The following is a 19,945-nucleotide window of genomic DNA, read 5'->3' as shown; positions in this document are numbered from 1 at the left end:
CCAGAAATTTTTAGCGCTCTACTTATTCATGAGCTTGTGGTCAATTCCCTCGCGGGTAAAGGCCTGAATCGTATCCTGCAAGTCTTCACCCAGGTGACCCCAGGAGTCGGTGTGGGCAATGTACACCCGCTGGGCGCCCAGAAGCTTTGCCGCCTTTGCGGTATTCTCGGCGGTCATGGTCATGTCGAATTCGGGTCCGATGGGGTGTGCAGCACCCGCAAAAAGGATAGCGTCATCAACGGGAGCAATGCGCTGAGCAATTTCCTCTACAACGTGAAGTTCGGAGTTGTCGCCAGAAATGTAAACAGTCGGTTCTCCTGCAGCCTGCAGGAGGAAACCAATAACGGGACCGGCCTTCTCCTGAATTTCGGGGATGTTTGGGCCGTGGAGTGCAGGCATTGCGGTGACGGTAACTTCGGTAGAGCCCTTTGCCACGGTGAAGGTATTCCAAGGTGCCAGGCCGGTGACATTGGTGAGGCCTTCTGCCTGAAGGTTCTTTTCGCCGTCTTCGGTGGTGATGATGTGGCCGACCTTGGGGAGGAGGGCGCGGCCGCTGGTGTCGAGGTTGTCGGGGTGGGTGTCGTGCGAGAGTAGGACTGCATCGATGGGGAGGACTGACTCGGGGGTGATGGGGGCGCCGGCAGTCTTCTTGAGAACGGTAATGCCCATGTCGTAGTCCTGAGGTGCGTCAAAGGTGGGGTCGGTTAGGAAGCGCAAACCCGCGTATTCGATGAGGACGGTGGGGCCGGTGATGACGTTAATCGTAGGCATAAAAGTATTCCTCTCATGGATAAAATGTGTTTTTGCCATGATTAACCATAGGTATTTTCACGGAAAAATGCAAGTGATACCATGAGAAGTATGGAAAATTCTCACCGAACCGCCCACCTTCCTGCGGCACCCGGAAGCCAAGAACACCCCTGCATAGCGTTAGCAAATACGCTCTATACAAAACCCGGTGGCGAACAATGCGATCTGCTTGAAACCCCAGAAACAGCCACTGAATGGGCGCACGAACACGACATCGTGAATAACTCGTATGAGCTGCAACCCTATTGCGTCAGCAGATTCATCAGCTTTCGATACGTCATCAAAGAACTGTTTGACGCGTACCTAAACCAGCGCGCTCCCTACCCGGGTGCGCTTCACGCCGTTAATAAGACAGCACATGAAGCGCTCACCATGAACGCTCTAGCGTGGGATGCAGAAAACCGGCGGTACACGCGGCGGATTGAAGACCCCCTCACCCAAGAGGTGGATTACGCCATCGCCCGCATCGCTTATGATGCCATCACATTACTGACCGGCGAAGAGGCAGATAAACTCTCTGAATGCGAAGCACCCGACTGCGACCGCATCATGCTGCGGACCCACGCGCGACGTAGATGGTGCAGCGTGCGTTGTGGTGACCGCATCCGAGCCGCCCGCTCCTATGAACGTAAACGCGCACAGGCTGAAGGTGACTAGAAACCGCATGCTGAAGGTGGGGAATATTTGACTAAGCCGTCAGTGCGCCGCAGAATCACGCTAAAATAGGTAACTATGGCTGAATTTATTTATCAGATGATCAAGGCCCGCAAGACTGTGGGCGACAAGGTCATCCTTAACGACGTGACGATGTCGTTCTTCCCCGGCGCCAAGATCGGTATGGTTGGTCCGAACGGTGCGGGTAAGTCGACCATCCTGAAGATTATGGCTGGCCTCGACCAGCCCTCCAACGGTGAGGCACGCCTGACCGCAGGCTACACCGTGGGTATTCTCATGCAGGAGCCGCCGCTGAACGAAGAGAAGACCGTTCTGGGCAATGTTGAAGAAGGCGTGGGCGAAATCAAGTCCAAGCTGGACCGCTTCAACGAAATCTCCGCACTCATGGCTGAGCCCGACGCTGACTTCGACGCCCTCATGGAAGAAATGGGTCAGCTGCAGGAAGCTATCGATGCCGCTAACGCATGGGACCTCGACTCCCAGCTGGAGCAGGCAATGGAGGCGCTGCGCTGCCCGCCCGCTGACATGCCCGTCACCCACCTCTCCGGTGGTGAGCGCCGCCGCGTGGCACTGTGCAAGCTGCTGCTGCAGAAGCCCGACCTGCTGCTGCTCGACGAGCCCACCAACCACCTGGACGCAGAGTCCGTGCTCTGGCTGGAGCAGCACCTGCAGTCCTACGAGGGTGCCGTCATCGCGATTACCCACGACCGTTACTTCCTCGACCACGTGGCAGAATGGATCGCCGAGGTTGACCGCGGTAACCTGTACCCCTACGAGGGTAACTACTCCACCTACCTGGAGAAGAAGCGCGCCCGCCTCGAAGTTCAGGGCAAGAAGGACGCTAAGCTCGCTAAGCGCCTGAGCGAGGAACTGGACTGGGTCCGCTCCAACGCTAAGGGCCGCCAGGCTAAGTCGAAGGCTCGTCTGGCACGCTACGAGGAGATGGCTGCGGAGGCTGAGAAGACCCGCAAGCTTGACTTCGAAGAGATTCAGATTCCTCCGGGACCCCGCCTGGGTAACGTCGTTATTGAGGCTGAGAACCTGCAGAAGGGCTTCGACGGCCGTTCCCTGATTAACGGTCTGTCCTTCTCCCTACCCCGTAACGGCATTGTGGGTGTGATTGGTCCGAACGGTGTGGGTAAGTCCACCCTGTTCAAGACCATCGTTGGCCTGGAGCCCCTCGATGGCGGCGAGCTGAAGGTCGGCGAGACCGTGAAGATCTCGTACGTTGACCAGAACCGCGCGAACATCGACCCGGAGAAGAGCCTCTGGGAGGTCGTCTCTGACGGTCTGGACTACATCCAGGTCGGCAACGTTGAAATGCCTTCGCGTGCGTACGTTTCCGCGTTCGGCTTCAAGGGCCCGGACCAGCAGAAGAAGGCGGGTGTGCTCTCCGGTGGTGAGCGTAACCGTCTGAACCTGGCGCTGACCCTCAAGCAGGGTGGTAACCTGCTGCTGCTCGATGAGCCCACTAACGACCTGGACGTTGAGACCCTCGCATCCCTGGAAAATGCGCTGCTGGAATTCCCCGGCTGCGCCGTGGTCGTCTCTCACGACCGTTGGTTCCTGGACCGCGTGGCAACCCATATCCTGGCGTGGGAGGGCACCGATGAGAACCCGGATCAGTGGTACTGGTTCGAGGGTAACTTCGAGTCCTACGAGAAGAACAAGATTGAGCGCCTCGGCCCTGAGGCTGCTAAGCCGCACCGCGTGGTGCACCGCAAGCTGACCCGATAGGGTTTAGTTCGGTAGCGAGCCCCGCCTCCTGCGCTGTTGAAGCGTGGGGAGGCGGGGCTTTGCTGTGCCCGCTAGATGCCATATGCGCTGGATGCCGTACGCGCTGTGTGTACTGGATGCTGCGCGCGTTGGCTGCTGTATGTGCTGGCGAGGGGAGGGTCGCGTGTTCGCCGGTAGAAATAGTTCGCTCAGTGGCGACCGATATATCGTGGCGGACTTCATATTTACGGTTTATAATGGGTATGTGCGTAAGTACAACTGACACATGTGATTACGAAGAGAAGAGCATTATGCTTTCAAAATATAACTGGATGTCCTTGGTTACCGGTCTGTTGCTGATTGCAGCGGCAATCTACATGTTCGCCAATCCCGCTATTCCGCTGGTAGTTCTGGGTTATGTGTTCTCCATTTCGGTGTGGCTTGGTGGCGTGTTTGAACTGGTACGTTACTTCGGCACGCCAAAGCAGGCACGTACCGGCTGGGACCTGGTTAACGGCATCCTGACCGTGGTGGTTGGTCTGATTCTGCTGAGCGCTTCGGCTGGTGCGCAGGCGACGTACATTCCGACTATTGTGGGTACGTGGATGATTATGTGGGCGCTGATTCGTCTGATGACTGCCCAGGGCGTGAAATACCTGAGCTACGCCGCCGGACGCCACCTGCAGCTCTCTGCTATTGGTACCCTTATTCTGGGCTTGCTCGTGGTGCTGTTCCCGATGTTCTTCGGCGTGGCGGCAGTATGGATGGCAGCACTGGGTCTTCTGGTGACCGGTCTGGTATTCGTGGGTGACTTCTTTGTTTCCCGCCGCACCAAGAGCACCGTGCACATTTCCCCGGACGGTGTGATTGACGGCGAAGCTAAATAAGAGCTTCCAAACGGCTTCTAGACCGTACACTAGAACATAAGAAAGACCGTGTGAGACAACCACCTCACACGGTCTTTCTGTATGCTCTGCCAGGTTCGCCTGACGCCTTCCGGTAGTCCTAGCGGTGCTCTGCTTTATCGATATTCCGGCAGGCGGAACATCATTTCCTGCGCCACGGTCGCCACCAGCTCACCGGAACGATTGAAAATCGAACCCTGCGCGAGCATCCTGCCGCCCTGCGCGCTCGGGGAATCCAGCACGTACAGCAGCCACTCGTCGGCGCGCGCCGGGCGGTGGAACCACATCGCGTGATCCAGCGAGGCGCTCTTGAGGCCCGGTTCCAGCCAGAACTTGCCGTGACGACGCAGAGCAGGCTCCAGCGGCAGGTAATCCGAAGCGTAGGCGATAGCGGCGCGGTGCTCCGCCTCCGACGCCTCAGAACCATCAGCATGCACCAGGCGGTCAAAGGTCTTGAACCACACGCAGGCACGCGGCTGTGTCGAGGAGGCATCCGGCTGAGTGTACAGGGGCGCATCCACGTGGCGCATATCAATCGGACGTTCCCACGCTACCGCCTGTGCAATGGGGTGGGGGAGCTGGCCCAGATAATCGCTGACCTTCGGAAGGGACTCGGGGTCCGGAACCTCCGGCATGGTGACCGCGGTGTGCTCCGGGCCGCGGCTATCCGCCTGGAAAGACATAATTGCAGAGAACATGGGCGCCTCATCCTGGAACACCTGCACGCGGCGGGTCGAGAAGGAACGGCTATCGTTCAGGCGCTGAGTGGCGAAGAACAGTTCACGCTCAATATCGCCGGGACGCAGAAAATAGGCGTGAATCGAGTGGATGTCCTTGCCCTCCACCGTGCGGTCGGCGGCAATAATCGACTGGGCAAGAACCTGACCACCGAAAGTGCGCGGCTGCTCGCGGGTGAGCGTCACGCCGGTAGATACTTCATCGCTACCGAAGGAGGCGGGCGCCGCCTCCACGGGGGAGAGGTCCAGCATCCGCATGAGGTTTTGGGTCACAGTGGGCTTGGTCATGGTTTTATTCTCGCACGTTTTCAATGAACCGGTTTCTGGCGTAGAGTGGGAGAGCATACTCTGAGACAACCACGACAGGTTGATTCGGAACATTGACTAGGAACGATGACCCGGATTGTCGATCCGGAACGTCTGCCTAACACACCATCGCAGATATCACCCACCAACTTGCCACCGAGCAGGCCTACGCCGAAAAGGAGCAGAAATGACTACGCCGTCTGAAACCACCCCTGACAATACCCCCGTGCAGGAGAACGCTCCCGACCAGAACAGCGCATCGAACGCGGCAGCACCCATTGAGCTCAAGTACAACCCCCACGAAGGCGTGGAGGAGCCCTACCTGATTCTGCCCGGCGGCGCGCAGGGTGCCGCAGTCGTCAAGGATCTTGCCACCTACATTTCTCGCGCTCTGGCGGTCAACCCGGATGCGGCTATCCGCCTGACCGCGCGCGGTCGCGTGGTGGCGGTGTTCGCCTGCGCCCTGGAGCCGGAGGACGCCTCCTCGGACACCCCGGTTATTATGGGTCTGCGAGCCCTGCACCTGCTGGCTGACTCGACCCTGGACATGACCGTACAGGGGCAGGCGCTACTGGACCGTCTGGCGCGTCTGCAGAAGCAGGCAGAAGAACAGGGCAACGAAGAGAACCCGCAGCTGGTGCTGTTCATGCCGCCGGTGACCGTCAACGCCAGCTGGGCTGGCAAGTCAGCCCCGCTCAGCGGCTGGCACGAGGTCGGCACCGTTCCGGTTGAAGAGTTCCACCGCGCCACCGCAGAAGGCCTGGAGGCGGTAGAACGCGCCCTGCCCGAGAACCCCGGCGCCGCGGTGCTTTCCACGGTGCGCTCGCGTATTTGGTCCTCCGATATGGTGCTGGAATACCTACCTGAGTTCGATACCGTGCTAGTACCGACCGGTGCGGCATTCGCCCTGCGCGTGTTCGGTTTCATTCCGGAAGGCTTCACGGGCGATCTGCCGCTGTTCGCTGCGCATGTTGGTTCGGAGGAGTGGCTGCGCATTGTGGCGCCCGCCGGTATGGTGCTGGTGCGCCGCGGGTCCGGTTCGCTACTCTAACTTTCCTCGAGACATTTCTAGACTTTTTACGCTGGTGGTGTGGGCTCTTAGCCTGCGCCACCAGCGGTTTTTCTATGCCGTATGACATCAACGGGGTAGTTGTAATAATGACATTCGATAGGGCATTACTTTACGAAAATAGGGTATTCTAGAAAGACTACGCCCTTTCACCTGGGCGTCTTTGACACACCGATTACCAGCCACACCGCACGGGAACTCTTCCGCTGCGCCCTCACCAGGCGCATTCTTCCCGTACGGATTGAAAGTGAGACCTATATGGATCTGATTGCAGTCGACATCGACGGTACCCTTGCCAGCAACCGAGATCAGATGGACAAGTACCTGACCGGTTTCTTCGCAAGCAACCGCCGATTCTTCAAGGCCATCCGCAACGCCACGGTCAATGTTGAAGTTGCCGACCGTGTTCGCGAAATCGCGGCAGAAACCGGCGCAGAGGTCGTAGTAATTACCGGCCGCGACGGCACCTACATGAAGGAACTGAACCAGTTCATCGCCCGCGCAGGTCTGGAACCCAAGCACGTGTTCGCTAAGCCCGGCAACGATGGCTCCAACAGCCCCGCATGGAAGGACTCCGTCATCGAGTCCCTGATTGCTGACGGCAACCGCATTATCCACGCTTTTGAAGACACCGACCACGAGGTGTACCTGCGCCGCGGCATTCCCGTCACCTGGGTCGCCCCGATTCGCGACTACATTGGTGAATGGCACTACGAGTCGATTGACATTGACCCGGTCGCCTGGGCTGCCGAGCAGCGTGAGAAGGAAGCCGCTCGTGAGCGTCAGAAGCGTCGCCTTGCGGAGGGCGTGCTCGCACACCAGAAGGCCGAGGCGAAGGAACGCCAGGCAAACGTCGCGGCATAAAACCCGCACACTAACTTGAGAGCTGCGGTGGGTAACCCACTCAAACGAATGAGGCGCCGGAAGGATTCAATCCTCCCGGCGCCTCATTCTAATGCTATATGCGTTGATCGAAGCTGATGTACTCGGCTGATTACACAGTTAGTTTACGCGGTGCCGAGCAGTTCACGCAGACGAGTCGCAAAGGGGCCCGCCAGCTTATGGTGCGCCTTCTCCTTCAGATGCACGCCATCAGCCATGTCACCCTCAGCCAGGTAGAGGCTCTGCCAGCCCGAGGTGTCCATGAACAGCACGCCGGTCTCGCGGGCACCCTGCCTTGCCACCTCGTTTGCCACGTGACGCTTATGCGCCACCTGCTTATCCGGTGCAGACGCCTCATCCATAGACACCACACCACCGAACACAATCTTCGACGACGGGTACATACGTCGCAGCTGCTCAATGACCTGAGTCTGGTGAGCGTTCACGTGCTCGCGCGCCTTCGTCTCATCCTCGTGAATGTAAATGTCATTGCCGGAGGCGTCCAGGTAAATCACGCCGGGGTTACCGCTCGGCAGAGCCCAACGGCCACCCATCACACCCTGATAGTAGGAGGGGCACACACCCTCGCGGGCAGTCACAAAACCGATGCCGCCGCAACGGAACAGGTACGGGACGAAACCAGCCTGCTTCAGACCCAAACCAACCCAGGAGGTTGCGGTCACCTGCGAGTCACCAATCACCAGGGCATCCTTAGCGCCAAGAACATTGGTGTTACGCGGCAGACCGTTCGCCTTATCCCAGTAGAGTTCAGCCTTCTCAAACTTGGTGTACAGAACGCCGTTCTTGGATTGCCAGCTCACCGGCAGACCCTCCCAACCGGCAAAGTCGCTGTACCCGCGCTGCTTCCACCAGTGCTCGTAGACACCAGATTCCACCGCGACCGGACCGTACTTGGGGGTGTACATGACCACGCCACCCTTGAACTGCTGAACCAGCATGTCGGCGGCATCAGCGGAGGTGGAGAACGGCGCCTGAATCTCACCGGTTGCCTGCGCGCCCTCCTTGCCGAAGGCGTTCTGCGCGGTGCGTTCCATCTTCTGAGCCGGGGTGGTCGGTTCCGGAGTCGGCTCGGGGGAGGGGGACTCGCTGGGGCTTTCCTGCGCCGACTGGGTAGGCTCGGCGCCCGTAGCAGCGGTAGCGGCGGTGCTACCGGGCGCGATGAAGCCTCCTGCGGAGTACACGCCAAAGGAACCGGCGGCAACCACAGCAAGGATTGTGCCGGTCAGAGAAACTTTCGCGATAGGAGACTTGATAGAAGGCATGCACAACAGTATACGATAGGCGCAACCCCAAGTAGAGAGCTTTTGAGGGATATTCAAATGAAAATAACAAAAAATATGCACCGCAGTGACAAGAATTAGACTCGGTGCGCAAACCGGTGTGCAACTTGGGGCACAACTCAAAATAGAACCGGCATAAACCCCCATATAGAAACGTCCCCTCCCACCCCGAATCGGGGTAGAAGGGGACGAATAAAAACCCATGAGTAAAAACCTATGAGCAAAAACCCATGAGAGCAGGTGGCGAACCCGCCTCAGCTCACAAGCATTGTTAAATGTCAGCCGCCTGAACCTTCAACGCACGAGCCACGCCGTCGCGTGCCTCCGCAATCTGACGGTACAGAGCCGCAGCATCCTCAGGCAGAGATGCCAGGTACGCCTCGGTACGCTCCAGCAGCTCAGCGGTCGGCTCGCTCGGGTACATGCCACCAATAATCTGCATGGAAATCTCGTGCGAACGCGAACGCCAAATACCCTCAATCTGCTCGAAGTACGGCTCATCGTACTGGGCAATCAGCTCGGGCTTGCCGGACTTGAAACCGGAAATAGCGTAACGCTGAATCATGTTCGACAGCTCGCCGGTCACCATGATCTTGTTCCAGTACTCAGCCTTAGCCTCCGCGGTCGGAATCGACGCGTATGCCTGAGCGGCGTACTGCTGACCGTTCGCGGTGTTGTCGTTCTCCAGCTCCGCAGCAATCTGCTCGGCGGAGAAACGGCCACCGGTAGCCAGGCGGCACACCAGGTTCCAACGCAGGTCAGCGTCAATGTCCAGTCCCTCAAGGGTCAGCTCACCCTCGAAGAGGCGCTGCACGTTGTCGTACTGCTCCTCGGTGCGGGTCTGGTTGATGAACGCCTGCAGCAGCTGCAGCTGAGCATCCGAATCGGGCTCTGCAACGCATGCCAGCTCCCACAGACGGTCAGCGGCACGGTGGCGGGTCTCCTCGCGAGCCTCAGGAGCTACGAAGGAGTGCAGAGTAGCGGACAGGTTGTTGATCTGGGTGCGCAGAGCGGTGGAGTTGGTCTCCTTACCGATGTTGTTCAGCACCAGGTCAACGTACTTACGTGCCGGCATCTGAGCGTCACGCACGGTATCCCAGAGCGAACCCCAGACCACGCCGCGAGCCACGGACGAATCAATGTCGCCCAGGTGCTTGATAGCGGTCTCGATGGAACGCTCGTCCAGGCGAATCTTGGCGTACGCCAGATCCTCATCGTTCAGCAGCAACAGGTCGGGGCGCTTCTTGCCGAGAGCCTCCTCAACCACGGTCAGCTCGCCGTCAATGTCCAGCTCGATGCGGTCGGTGCGGGTCAGCTTGCCGTCCACCAGGTTGTAGAAACCAATTACCGCACGGTGCGGGCGCAGGGTCTCGAAGCCCTCAGCGTAGGACTGGCGGATGCCCAGGTTCGAAATGTTGCCCGCCTCATCATTCTCAACCTCAACGGCGAGAGTGTTCACGCCAGCGGTCTCAAGCCACTTAGCGCTCCACGCACGCACGTCACGGCCGGAGGTGCGCTCCAGCTCAACCAGCAAGTCATCCAGAACGGTGTTGCCCCAGCTGTGCTTATCGAAGTACACCTTCAGAGCAGCCATGAAGTTCTCCTGGCCAACCCACGCCACCATCTGACGCAGCACCGAAGCGCCCTTCGCGTACGTAATGCCGTCGAAGTTCACCTGAACATCGGCAAGGTCACGAATCTCAGCCACAATCGGGTGAGTCGAAGACAGCTGATCCTGACGGTATGCCCAGGTCTTCTCCGACGCGGCGAAGGTAGCCCACGCCTCCTTCGCGTAGCGGGTGTTCTCCGCAGCAGCCAGGGTCGACATGAACTCAGCGAAGGACTCGTTCAGCCACAGGTCGTTCCACCACTTCATGGTGACCAGGTCGCCGAACCACATGTGAGCCAGCTCGTGCAGAACGGTGATAGCGCGGCGCTCACGCAGAGCCTCCGCAACCTTGGAGCGGAAGACGTAAGTCTCCAGGTAGGTCACGCAGCCAGCGTTTTCCATCGCACCGGCGTTGAACTCGGGCACGAACAGCTGATCGTACTTCTCGAACGGGTACGGGGTCTTGAACTGCTCCTCGTAGAACTCGAAGCCCTGACGGGTCAGCTCAAACATGTCCTCAGCATCCACGAACGGCATGAGGGACTTACGAGCGTACACGCCCAGCGGAATCACACGACCCTCAGAGTTGGTCAGCTCGCTGGTGACCTTCTCGTAGGGGCCAGCCACAATCGCGGTAATGTACGAAGACATGCGCGGGGTCGGCTTGAAGAACCAAGTCTTCGCACGGCCGCAACCGCACTCCTTCTCCTCAACCTTCACCTCGGGCTGGTTAGACACAACCACCCAGTGCGAGGGAACGCGCACAATAAACTCGAACTCAGCCTTCAGGTCGGGCTGCTCAAAGACGGGGAACACGCGGCGGGAGTCCGGCACCTCAAACTGGGAGTACAGGTACACTTCGCCGTCGGCGGGGTCCACGAAACGGTGCAGACCCTCACCGGTGTTGGTGTAGAACATCTCTGCGTCAATGACCAGGGTGTTCTCAGCAGCAAGGTTCGGCAGCTGGATGCGCTCGCCGTCCGCCAGGTCGGTGCTCAGCTCTTCGCCGTTGAGGTTAATGGACTTGACCGAGGAGGTGATGGCGTCAATGAAGGTGGAGGCACCTTCCTGAGCGTCGAAGCGGATTTCAACCTTCGAGGAGAAGACGTCTTTGTCCTTCGGAAGATCGAGTTCAATACGGTACGAGTGCACGCGCTTAATGATGGATGCGCGTTCGGTTGCCTCATTGCGGGTTAGGTTCAGACCGGGCATACAGCTCCCTCTCCTTAGATGTGAATAGCGTGCCATGTTGACACGCCCTGTCATGGTGCGCTGGTTCCCGAGGTGCGCGGCTCCTGCGATGCTGCATACGTAGCGCTGGAGGCGTTCAAACTTGGGCGCGGCGAATCGGGACACCAAAAAGTGCCATACCCCACAGTCTACCGTATAGGTGGGGGTCTAGAAGGCTTCCCATTACCCGAACCCGCGTGAATTCGATACAGTTAAGACAGAAAAAACCCAAACGGGGAAGCGCATCCCACCTGATGGATGCGCGGCGCACTCTAGCAACGGCGCTCAGAACTGAGAACCGGCGCCTCCCACGAACGCACAAACGCACGTCACACCAAGACAAAATCACCAGGAGAGTACCTTGCGCGTACACATCGCAACCGACCACGCTGGCCTCGAACTGAGCCACTACCTGATCGAGTCCCTCACCGCTGCGGGCTACGAAATGATTGACCACGGCCCCGCCGACTACGACCCGCTGGACGACTACCCCTCGTTCTGCATTAACGCAGCCCTTGGCGTGAAGCGTGACCGCGAGGCTGGCCTGGACTCCCTGGGTATTGTGCTGGGCGGTAGCGGCAACGGCGAGCAGATGGCTGCGAACAAGGTTGATGGTATCCGCGCGGCTCTGGCATGGAACCACGACACTGCGGCACTGGCTCGCGAGCACAACAACGCACAGGTCGTAGCTGTGGGCGGCCGCCAGCACAGCAAGGAAGAAGCACTGGAAATCATTAAGGTCTTCCTGGCTACCCCCTGGACCAACGAGGAGCGTCACGCACGCCGTATCGGTCAGCTGGCTGAGTACGAGCAGACCGGCGACATTGCCGGCAAGCAGATTGACGCTGCCTAAGCTCTAAAATCTGAGGCGCATAGTGCAGGCTATGCGCCTCAGTCGTCTCTGCACTCCATATAATCCACGCTATTTCTAGCCGACAAGTTTTCGAGGAGAACCCGTGCCCGAAGGCCACTCCATCCACCGTATCGCCCGCCAAATCAGTGACGTCTTCACCGGCGAGCGCGTGCAGGTTTCCTCCCCGCAGGGCCGTTACGCTGAGGGTGCCGCCCTGCTGGACGGGCACACCATCACCGGGGCGTACGCGCACGGCAAGCACCTGTTCGTGACCTTCGAAAACGACCTGACCCTGAACGTGCACCTGGGTATTTACGGTAACTGGAGCTTCGGCGGGGACGAGACGTTCACTGGTGCTTCGAGCATTGGTGCGCCCCGCAAGATCGGCGAAAAAGAATACGCGGCGGGGGAGGGGGAACCCTACGCCGGTCCTCCCGAACCGAAGAGCACGGTACGTTGCCGTATTGTTTCGGAGCACGGCTGGGCGGACCTGGTGGGCCCGACTATCTGCCGCACCCTCACCCCGGAGGAGGTGCGCACCGTCCGCTCCAAGCTCGGCCCCGACCCGCTCAACCCGGACGCCGACCCCGAACAGTTCTACCGCGCCGCACGCAAGAGCTCCCGCCCGATTGGCGTGATTTTGATGGATCAGGCGGCAATCTCCGGCGTGGGCAATATCTTCCGCGCCGAATCGCTGTACCGCCAGGAAATTGACCCGCTGCGCCCCGGCAAGAGCCTCAGCGACGAGGAGCTGGAGCGACTCTGGGAAGACAATAAGCACCTGCTGGTCATTGGCGTGCGCGTGGGGCGCATCATCACCACCGAACCTGAAGACCGCCCCGGCGTGCCCGAAACCGAAGCGTGGCCCGACCACGCCAACTACGTGTACATGCACCACGGCGAGCCCTGCCGCCGCTGCGGAACCACCATCCGCATGGAAGAAATCGCCGGCCGCAAACTCTACTGGTGCCCCGGCTGCCAGATGTAGTGGTATCCAGCTCTAACTCACGGCTGTGGATACGAGAAAAGCGAGGAGTCCTCGATAATAAATTGGGGCTCCTCGCTTAGCTCTACTGCTCTGATTTTGTGAGGGCTTATGAAGTGAAGATGAATTTCTCGCCCTTAGAGAGGCGCTGAGCCCACTCCTTCAGCTGTGCATTATCAACATTTCCACCCTGTTGCTTCACAAACTTCTGCAGTTCCGGCAGGATCAACTCCACCGGTTTGCCCTTCATAGTTGAGGCGATGCGGTCAAACTCATGCTGATACTTCTGAGTCGTTGCAGCAATCTGTTGCTGTACGAGCTTTTCCAAAGCTTTTTCATTAATCTTCAAGGTCACTGGATTTTCCTATCTGAAATAGATTACTTTCGAATAAGTGTACCATGTTTTGAGGTAAATATTCGTATCTGTTTCCTATTGCTTTATTGGGGTGAAGTTTTTAGGTGGGGTAAGTGCGGTAGGGGCTCCGTGTGTTGTCGGGGATGGCGAGTTGGAGCGTGCGGATTCCGAGTGCGTGAGGAAACAAATCCGCATACGGAAGGGATTCCTGGAGATTAGTTCTCGAGGGATGATGGGCTGGAGTCTAAAAGTTTCGAAAGCTTTCGGAACTTTTAGACGTAAGCGATTCCCGGAATCCCCGGAATGCAAAAAGGCCCCGACGCTTGCGTCGGAGCCTTTTTCATGGAGGGGATGACGGGAATCGAACCCGCGTAATCAGTTTGGAAGACTGAGGCTTTACCATTAAGCTACATCCCCGGAATGGAACTTGACCATAGTAACGAGGTTCCATCTGTGCTGTCAAACTCTTAGGCGTGTTGGTGCGGTTTTGTGTGCTGGCTTTTGCAGGTTCTTGCGGGCGCTCGCCCCTCCTTTTTTACGCCGGTCTGCGCATCCTTATTAGGGTAGTACGCGCTCAGTGGAAATAAACCGTGCACGAGCCGCTGTGTTGGGCATTTAGCGGGAAAACAGGTAAACTAGGGCACTGACTGTGTTAAACACGCAAGTGCGCAACACGGTCGGTTTCACGGGGCGTGGCGTAGCTTGGCTAACGCGCCTGCTTTGGGAGCAGGAGATCGCAGGTTCGAATCCTGTCGCCCCGACGTGAAACGGTTGCCGCGACGCTACAGGGTCGTGGCGCTCTTTCCACTAAGCAACCGCGGCACACACGATTCGTGCCGCACCGAAACTATATGAGGAGATCACGGACGTGAAGACCGCCGTCGAGAAGCTCAACCCGACCCTCGCAAAGATTGAGGTCGAGGTTCCCTTCGCAGAATTCAAGCCCTACCTGGACCGCACCTACAAGAACCTCTCGGGTCAGATCAGCGTTCCCGGCTTCCGCAAGGGTAAGCTGCCCAAGCAGCTCATCGAGCAGCGTGCGGGCTTCGACTACATCGTCGAGGCATCCCTGAACGACGCTCTGAACGACTACTACGCACAGGCACTGGGCGAGAACGAACTCTCCCCCCTGGCACAGCCCGAGCTGGACGTTCAGTCCCAGCCCTCCACCGAGAACCGTGAGGCAGACGTCAAGCTGACCATCACCGTCACCGTCCGTCCCGAAATCGAGCTGCCCAACTACGAGGGTCTCGAGGTTGAGGTTGACGAGGTAGAGGTCACCGCTGAGGACGAGGTTCAGGCACTGGACGCTCTGCGTGAGCGCTTCGGCACCCTGAAGACCGTTGAGCGCCCCGCAGCTGACAAGGACTTCGTGACCATCGACATCGCCGCAGAAATCGACGGCGAGCAGGTAGACGCAGCAAACGACCTGTCCTACCAGATCGGTTCCGGCACCATGCTCGACGGCATCGACGAGGCTCTGACCGGCCTGTCCGCTGGCGAGGACGCAACCTTCGAGACCAAGCTCTCCGGCGGCGAGCACGCAGGCGAGCAGGCAACCATCAAGGTCAAGCTCACCGCAGTCAAGGAGCGCGAGCTGCCCGCAGCTGACGACGAGTTCGCACAGCTGGCTTCCGAGTTCGACACCATCGACGAGCTGAAGGAAGACATCAAGAAGCAGGTTGCAGAAGCTAAGGTTGCCGAGCAGGGCACCCAGGCACGCGACAAGGTCCTCGCAAAGCTCGTTGAGCTCGTTGAGATCCCCGTCCCCGAGAAGGTTATCGAGGACCAGCTCGAGCAGCACTTCAACAACCCCAACGCTGAAGCAGACCACGACACCGAGGAGCACCGCGCCGAGGTTCGCGAGAACACCGAGACCGCATTCAAGAACGAGATGGTTCTCGACGCTGTTGCGGACAAGGAAGAAGTGACCGTCGACCAGGCTGAGATGATCAACTACATCATCACCATGAGCTCCCAGTACGGTATGGACCCCAACCAGTTCGCACAGATGCTGGACGGCTCCGGCCAGGCAGGCGCACTGGTCGGCGAGGTTCGCCGCTCCAAGGCTCTGGCAGCAGTGCTGAAGACCGCAGTGGTCAAGGACACCAAGGGCAACGTTGTTGACCTGTCCAAGTACCTGGGCGAGGGCGAAGAGGCAGCTGCCTAAATCCCGCCACGGTCTGCAAAAAGCCACCCCGCTAGAGGGCGTGAGCTGATTGCTTGAAACGTGTAGCCTCAGCGGGCATCCACCGAATTACCGGTTGGGTGCCCGCTGAGGCTCTTTTCACCCCAAACTATTCCGCCCTCAAGTTATTCCGTACCGAGGTTTTCGCCTCTGCTTCACCCCCTGGCGAACGAACAACCCGAAGGGAAGCGGGGGAGAGCAACTATCGGTAAGGTAGTAGCAACGAAACTTTTCGCGTGCGCTCCGGCGCGTAAATCGCGCAAAGATGCAGCGAAGACCCATTAGAGAAGAAGAGGAAGAATGTCCAGCTACATGCCTCTGCCCATCGGCGCCTCCCAGGCAGCCGGCGTGGCGCCCGCGCCGTCTATGGCAACCCCCATCGTTGGTGCCCAGGAAGATTACGTCTACAACAGCCTCCTGAAGGAGCGCATTATCTGGCTCGGCTCCGAGGTGCGCGACTCCAACGCCAACCTCATCTGCTCCCAGATGCTGCTGCTCTCGGCTGAAGACCCCGAGGCAGACATCTACCTGTACATCAACTCTCCCGGCGGCTCCGTCACCGCCGGCATGGCTATCTACGACACCATGCAGCTCATCCCGAACGACGTGGTGACCGTGGTGACCGGTATGGCAGCATCCATGGGTCAGTTCCTGCTCACCGCAGGCACCATCGGCAAGCGCTACGCAACCCCGAACGCCCGCATCCTCATGCACCAGCCCCTCGGCGGTATTGGCGGTACCGCATCGGATATCCGCACCCAGGCTGAGCTGATTCTGGACATGAAGAAGCGCCTGGCAGAGATCACCGCTGAACGCACCGGCAAGAGCCTCGAGACCATTCTGAAGGATAACGACCGCGACAACTGGTTTAACGCGGAAGAAGGCCTGGAATACGGCTTCTTCGACCACATTGCCACCACCGCCGGTAAGCTGCCCGAATCGAAGAACGCATAAGGGAGATGCACATGAACTACCTGCCGAACGATATCACCACCTCGGCGCCGGCTATGCCGAGCAACCGCTACGTGCTCCCCAGCTTCGAGGAGCGCACCCCCTACGGTTACAAGCGTCAGGACCCGTACGCAAAGCTGTTCGAGGACCGCATCATCTTCCTGGGCACCCAGGTGGACGACGCATCCGCTGACGACATCATGGCTCAGCTGCTGGTTCTGGAGGCGCAGGACCCCGAGCGTGACATCACCCTGTACATTAACTCGCCCGGTGGCTCCTTCACCGCAATGACCGCCATCTACGACACCATGCAGTTCATCCGCCCCGAGATTCAGACCGTGTGCCTGGGCCAGGCGGCATCCGCTGCGGCGGTTCTGCTGGCTGCCGGTACTCCCGGCAAGCGTCTGGCACTGCCGAACGCTCGCGTGCTGATTCACCAGCCCGCGCTGAGTGGCCAGCAGGGCGGTCAGGCATCTGACATTGAGATTCACGCGAACGAGGTTATGCGTATGCGTGAGTGGACTGCGCAGACCCTGGCACTGCACTCGGGCAAGACCTACGAGGAAGTTGACCGTTCCATTGAGCGTGACAACATTCTGACTGCGGCTGCTGCCCTGGAGTACGGCCTGGTCGATAAGGTGCTGGAGTCTCGTAAGCTGCGTAAGCCTGCGACCAACACCGCTATTTCCCACACCTAAACTTTAGTTTTGAGGAATATCCCGGAGCGTTTTTCGGGGGAGGGGCGGCATCGCTCCGTGTGCGAGCCTTCGGGCTGGTGCGCGGTGCGGTGCCGCCCTTTTTGCGCCCGCCGGGTGGGGGCGGCGAACCAAGCTGATATGTGGCGTTGACCTGCGCTTTCTTGCCGGGCTTTAGCGTCACATACCTATCGTCATATGCCGGAGTATCAGCCTCGCCGCCGTCATAAAAGACGCGCTTTGTCATATGCCCGGTAAGTCCGTTCATTTGCGGTGCGTAATTCTGAGTTCCGGGGTGAACTCCGGTAGCCTTAGAGAAGGAGAAAATTCGAGTATTTCATACCGGTTTCTCACTCAAACTAAGGCGCCCACCACCCACCGGTGCCCCTCCTAAGAAATCACCGCAGACATCAGGTCACTGACCCTTCTGCACCGATTTCACCACGCCGATCGAAAGGGAATCTTCGTGGCCACAGACATCATTGTGCCTCCCGAACAGCCCAACGCCAGCATGCGATGCTCCTTCTGCAAGAAGACTCGCGCGCAGGTTTTCAAGATTGTGCTCGGCCCGAATGTTTCCATCTGCGACGAATGCGTGGAGCTGTGCGAGGAGATCCTCGCTGAAGAGCGTCTGAAGGTGAAATCCTCCGCGGCGGCGCCTGCATCTCAGCTGGCTACTCCGCGCGAAATTTACAGCTACCTCAACGACTACGTCATCGGTCAGGACGCGGCGAAGCGCACCCTGGCGGTGGCGGTGTACAACCACTACAAGCGCATCCACGATATTGATAACCCGGTGCTGACCTCCCGCATTCTTTCGGCGACCGCGGGGGAGCAGGTGGAGCTGGGCAAGTCGAATATTCTGATGCTCGGCCCGACCGGTTGCGGTAAAACCTACCTGGCGGCAACCCTGGCGAAGAAGCTGGATGTGCCCTTCGCCCTGGTCGACGCAACCACCCTCACCGAGGCGGGCTACGTGGGTGATGACGTGGAGAACATTCTGCTGCGCCTCATCAACGCCGCTGACGGTGATATTGCCAAGGCTCAGCGCGGCATTATCTACATTGACGAGATCGACAAGATTGCCCGCAAGGGCGGCGAGAACCTCTCCATCACCCGTGACGTGTCCGGTGAGGGCGTGCAGCAGGCGCTGCTGAAGATTATTGAGGGCACCGTGGCGACCGTACCGCCGGAGGGCGGACGCAAGCACCCGGCACACGCGAATATTGAGATTGATACCTCGAACATTCTCTTTATCGTAGCTGGCGCCTTCGACAATATCGACGACCGCATCGCAGCCCGCGTGGGCGCCGGCGGCATCGGTTTCGGCGCTGAACTGGGCAGCTCCGTAAAGAACCCGCTGGACCAGATCATGCCCGAGGACCTGGCGCACTACGGCATTATCCCCGAGCTGATTGGCCGCCTGCCGGTCATCTCGACCCTGAGTGAGCTCAACGAAGAAGAGCTGGCTCGCGTGCTGACCGAACCGAAGAACGCGCTGCTCAAGCAGTACCGTCACCTCTTCGCCCTGGACGGCGTGGACCTGGTCCTCGACGACGCTGCGATCGCGGCTATTGCCCGCCTCGCCGCCGAACGCGGCACCGGTGCCCGCGGCCTGCGCGCCATGATGGAGCAGATTCTGCAGCCGATTATGTTCGACATCCCGGACCGCACCGATGTGGTGTCCATCGTCATCGGTGAGGACACCGTGCTCAACGGCACGGAACCCCGCTACGTGCTGCAGGCGCCCGACCCCGAAACCGAGACTACCCGCACCGTGAAGGGGGAGGCGAAGGCCACCTCCCTGAAGGACGCGGACCGTCAGGCGGCATAACCGAATACTTCCAGCCGACAGGCTAGGGAATAAAGAAGCCGTCGCCCCGGTTATACGGGGTGACGGCTCACTAGCAGGTACCGCTCGGCAACATGTGCTGAAGGGCGTGTGCCGAAGAATAAGCGCCGGCTCATAGAAGCGGCTGGCGCAACCGTATGAAAGAGGAACACTCATGGCTGAGAACGCACCCGCACAGATTGATTTCTGGTTCGATCCGATTTGCCCCTGGTGCTGGATTACCTCCCGCTGGATTGGTGAGGTGCAGAAGGTCCGCAACGTTGAGGTGACCTGGCGCCCCTTCTCCCTGTCCATGCACAACCAGGGCCGCGAGCTGCCCGCCGACTACCAGGCAATGATGGACCAGTCCTGGGCACCGACCCGCCTCATTACCGCTGTGCGTGAGCTGCACGGCAACGAGGTCATCAAGCCCCTCTACGACGCTCTGGGCGAGCAGATTCACCACAACAAGAACAAGGCTGATTCCTACCGCGATGCAATCGTCAAGGCGCTGGAAGAGGTCAACCTGCCCGCTGAGCTGGTGGACGTCGCCTTCACCGACAAGTACGACGAGCAGATGCGCGCCTCCCTGGACCTGGCACTGGAGACCGTGGGCGGCACCGATGTGGGTGTTCCGCTGATTTCCATCAACGGCACCGCTTTCTTCGGCCCGGTCATCTCCCCGAGCCCCGCCGGTGAAGAAGCAGGTAAGCTCTTCGACGGCGCTCTGGCGCTGGCTTCCTACCCCGGCTTCTTCGAGCTCAAGCGTCCCCGTAACGTGGGCCCGATTTTCCACGGCGAAAAGGGCGAAGCCTAAGAACCCTGCAATGTGCTGAGATTCCTGCAA

General features: G+C 59.2%; 17 protein-coding genes and 2 tRNA genes. 13 read left to right on the top strand and 6 right to left on the bottom strand.

All coding sequences use genetic code 11. The features are described from left to right. Positions 1 to 18: 18 nt before the first annotated feature. Positions 19 to 771: an MBL fold metallo-hydrolase gene (locus O3675_RS01930; protein ID WP_371570615.1), complete on the bottom strand. Its 753-nt coding sequence runs from the start codon at positions 769 to 771 to the stop codon at positions 19 to 21. A 90-nt stretch (positions 772 to 861) separates the two neighbouring features. On the opposite strand from O3675_RS01930, the gene O3675_RS01925 reads away from it, so the two are divergent. The 3 genes from O3675_RS01925 to O3675_RS01915 all read left to right on the top strand — a co-directional run bounded on the left by O3675_RS01925 (position 862) and on the right by O3675_RS01915 (position 4,088). Next, on the top strand, positions 862 to 1,467 hold the full coding sequence (locus O3675_RS01925) for an ABATE domain-containing protein (RefSeq protein WP_371570613.1): 606 nt from the start codon (positions 862 to 864) through the stop codon (positions 1,465 to 1,467). Positions 1,468 to 1,542: 75 nt separating this feature from the next. Beyond that, on the top strand, positions 1,543 to 3,222 hold the full coding sequence (gene ettA / locus O3675_RS01920; RefSeq protein WP_070599850.1) for an energy-dependent translational throttle protein EttA: 1,680 nt from the start codon (positions 1,543 to 1,545) through the stop codon (positions 3,220 to 3,222). Between the two features lie 290 nt (positions 3,223 to 3,512). Next, positions 3,513 to 4,088 carry an HdeD family acid-resistance protein gene (locus O3675_RS01915; RefSeq protein WP_371570609.1) on the top strand — a complete coding sequence of 192 codons (576 nt, stop codon included), beginning with the start codon at positions 3,513 to 3,515 and terminating at the stop codon, positions 4,086 to 4,088. A 134-nt stretch (positions 4,089 to 4,222) separates the two neighbouring features. Here the strand turns inward: O3675_RS01915 and O3675_RS01910 are convergent, their stop codons facing one another. Next, a complete protein-coding gene (locus tag O3675_RS01910; protein ID WP_049342090.1) occupies positions 4,223 to 5,131 on the bottom strand; it encodes an acyl-CoA thioesterase II in 909 nt (302 codons plus the stop codon). A 205-nt stretch (positions 5,132 to 5,336) separates the two neighbouring features. On the opposite strand from O3675_RS01910, the gene O3675_RS01905 reads away from it, so the two are divergent. Together O3675_RS01905 and O3675_RS01900 are read left to right on the top strand one after the other, a co-directional pair. Next, positions 5,337 to 6,200 carry a transcriptional regulator gene (locus O3675_RS01905; RefSeq protein WP_314361345.1) on the top strand — a complete coding sequence of 288 codons (864 nt, stop codon included), beginning with the start codon at positions 5,337 to 5,339 and terminating at the stop codon, positions 6,198 to 6,200. 276 nt (positions 6,201 to 6,476) lie between these two features. Then, entirely contained in the window at positions 6,477 to 7,082 is a 606-nt protein-coding gene (locus O3675_RS01900; RefSeq protein ID WP_049327794.1) for a hypothetical protein, read from the top strand. A 143-nt stretch (positions 7,083 to 7,225) separates the two neighbouring features. Here O3675_RS01900 and O3675_RS01895 read toward each other — a convergent pair whose 3' ends face one another. Together O3675_RS01895 and pepN are read right to left on the bottom strand one after the other, a co-directional pair. After that, on the bottom strand, positions 7,226 to 8,383 hold the full coding sequence (locus O3675_RS01895; protein ID WP_371570605.1) for an SGNH/GDSL hydrolase family protein: 1,158 nt from the start codon (positions 8,381 to 8,383) through the stop codon (positions 7,226 to 7,228). A gap of 289 nt (positions 8,384 to 8,672) precedes the next feature. Beyond that, on the bottom strand, positions 8,673 to 11,222 hold the full coding sequence (pepN, locus tag O3675_RS01890; protein ID WP_371570602.1) for an aminopeptidase N: 2,550 nt from the start codon (positions 11,220 to 11,222) through the stop codon (positions 8,673 to 8,675). A 379-nt stretch (positions 11,223 to 11,601) separates the two neighbouring features. Between pepN and O3675_RS01885 the strand changes: the two genes are divergently transcribed. Then, positions 11,602 to 12,093, top strand: coding sequence for a ribose-5-phosphate isomerase (locus tag O3675_RS01885; RefSeq protein ID WP_005505713.1), 492 nt, complete (start codon positions 11,602 to 11,604; stop codon positions 12,091 to 12,093). Positions 12,094 to 12,196: 103 nt separating this feature from the next. After that, complete coding sequence (locus O3675_RS01880) at positions 12,197 to 13,081, top strand: Fpg/Nei family DNA glycosylase (protein ID WP_303945270.1); 885 nt, start codon at positions 12,197 to 12,199, stop codon at positions 13,079 to 13,081. 106 nt (positions 13,082 to 13,187) lie between these two features. On the opposite strand, the gene O3675_RS01875 is transcribed toward O3675_RS01880, so the two are convergent. Together O3675_RS01875 and O3675_RS01870 are read right to left on the bottom strand one after the other, a co-directional pair. After that, positions 13,188 to 13,433 carry a hypothetical protein gene (locus O3675_RS01875; protein ID WP_049327799.1) on the bottom strand — a complete coding sequence of 82 codons (246 nt, stop codon included), beginning with the start codon at positions 13,431 to 13,433 and terminating at the stop codon, positions 13,188 to 13,190. Between the two features lie 343 nt (positions 13,434 to 13,776). After that, a tRNA-Gly gene (locus O3675_RS01870) sits at positions 13,777 to 13,850 on the bottom strand. A gap of 269 nt (positions 13,851 to 14,119) precedes the next feature. Here O3675_RS01870 and O3675_RS01865 point away from each other — a divergent pair. The 6 genes from O3675_RS01865 (at position 14,120) to O3675_RS01840 (ending at position 19,915) form a co-directional block, all read left to right on the top strand. Then, a tRNA-Pro gene (locus O3675_RS01865) sits at positions 14,120 to 14,194 on the top strand. Between the two features lie 107 nt (positions 14,195 to 14,301). Next, positions 14,302 to 15,603 carry a trigger factor gene (tig, locus tag O3675_RS01860; protein WP_049327800.1) on the top strand — a complete coding sequence of 434 codons (1,302 nt, stop codon included), beginning with the start codon at positions 14,302 to 14,304 and terminating at the stop codon, positions 15,601 to 15,603. 318 nt (positions 15,604 to 15,921) lie between these two features. After that, positions 15,922 to 16,575: an ATP-dependent Clp protease proteolytic subunit gene (locus O3675_RS01855; RefSeq protein WP_005505718.1), complete on the top strand. Its 654-nt coding sequence runs from the start codon at positions 15,922 to 15,924 to the stop codon at positions 16,573 to 16,575. Positions 16,576 to 16,580: 5 nt separating this feature from the next. Further along, entirely contained in the window at positions 16,581 to 17,270 is a 690-nt protein-coding gene (locus tag O3675_RS01850) for an ATP-dependent Clp protease proteolytic subunit (protein WP_012903382.1), read from the top strand. Between the two features lie 508 nt (positions 17,271 to 17,778). Next, positions 17,779 to 19,101 carry an ATP-dependent Clp protease ATP-binding subunit ClpX gene (gene clpX / locus O3675_RS01845; protein WP_371571001.1) on the top strand — a complete coding sequence of 441 codons (1,323 nt, stop codon included), beginning with the start codon at positions 17,779 to 17,781 and terminating at the stop codon, positions 19,099 to 19,101. A gap of 172 nt (positions 19,102 to 19,273) precedes the next feature. After that, positions 19,274 to 19,915, top strand: coding sequence for a DsbA family protein (locus tag O3675_RS01840; protein ID WP_005505724.1), 642 nt, complete (start codon positions 19,274 to 19,276; stop codon positions 19,913 to 19,915). Positions 19,916 to 19,945: the final 30 nt, after the last annotated feature.

This window comes from Rothia sp. 27098_8_27 (genome assembly GCF_041432805.1).
In the GTDB taxonomy this organism is placed as follows: Bacteria; Actinomycetota; Actinomycetes; order Actinomycetales; family Micrococcaceae; genus Rothia; species Rothia mucilaginosa.
This window is presented reverse-complemented; position numbering and strand designations above follow the sequence as displayed.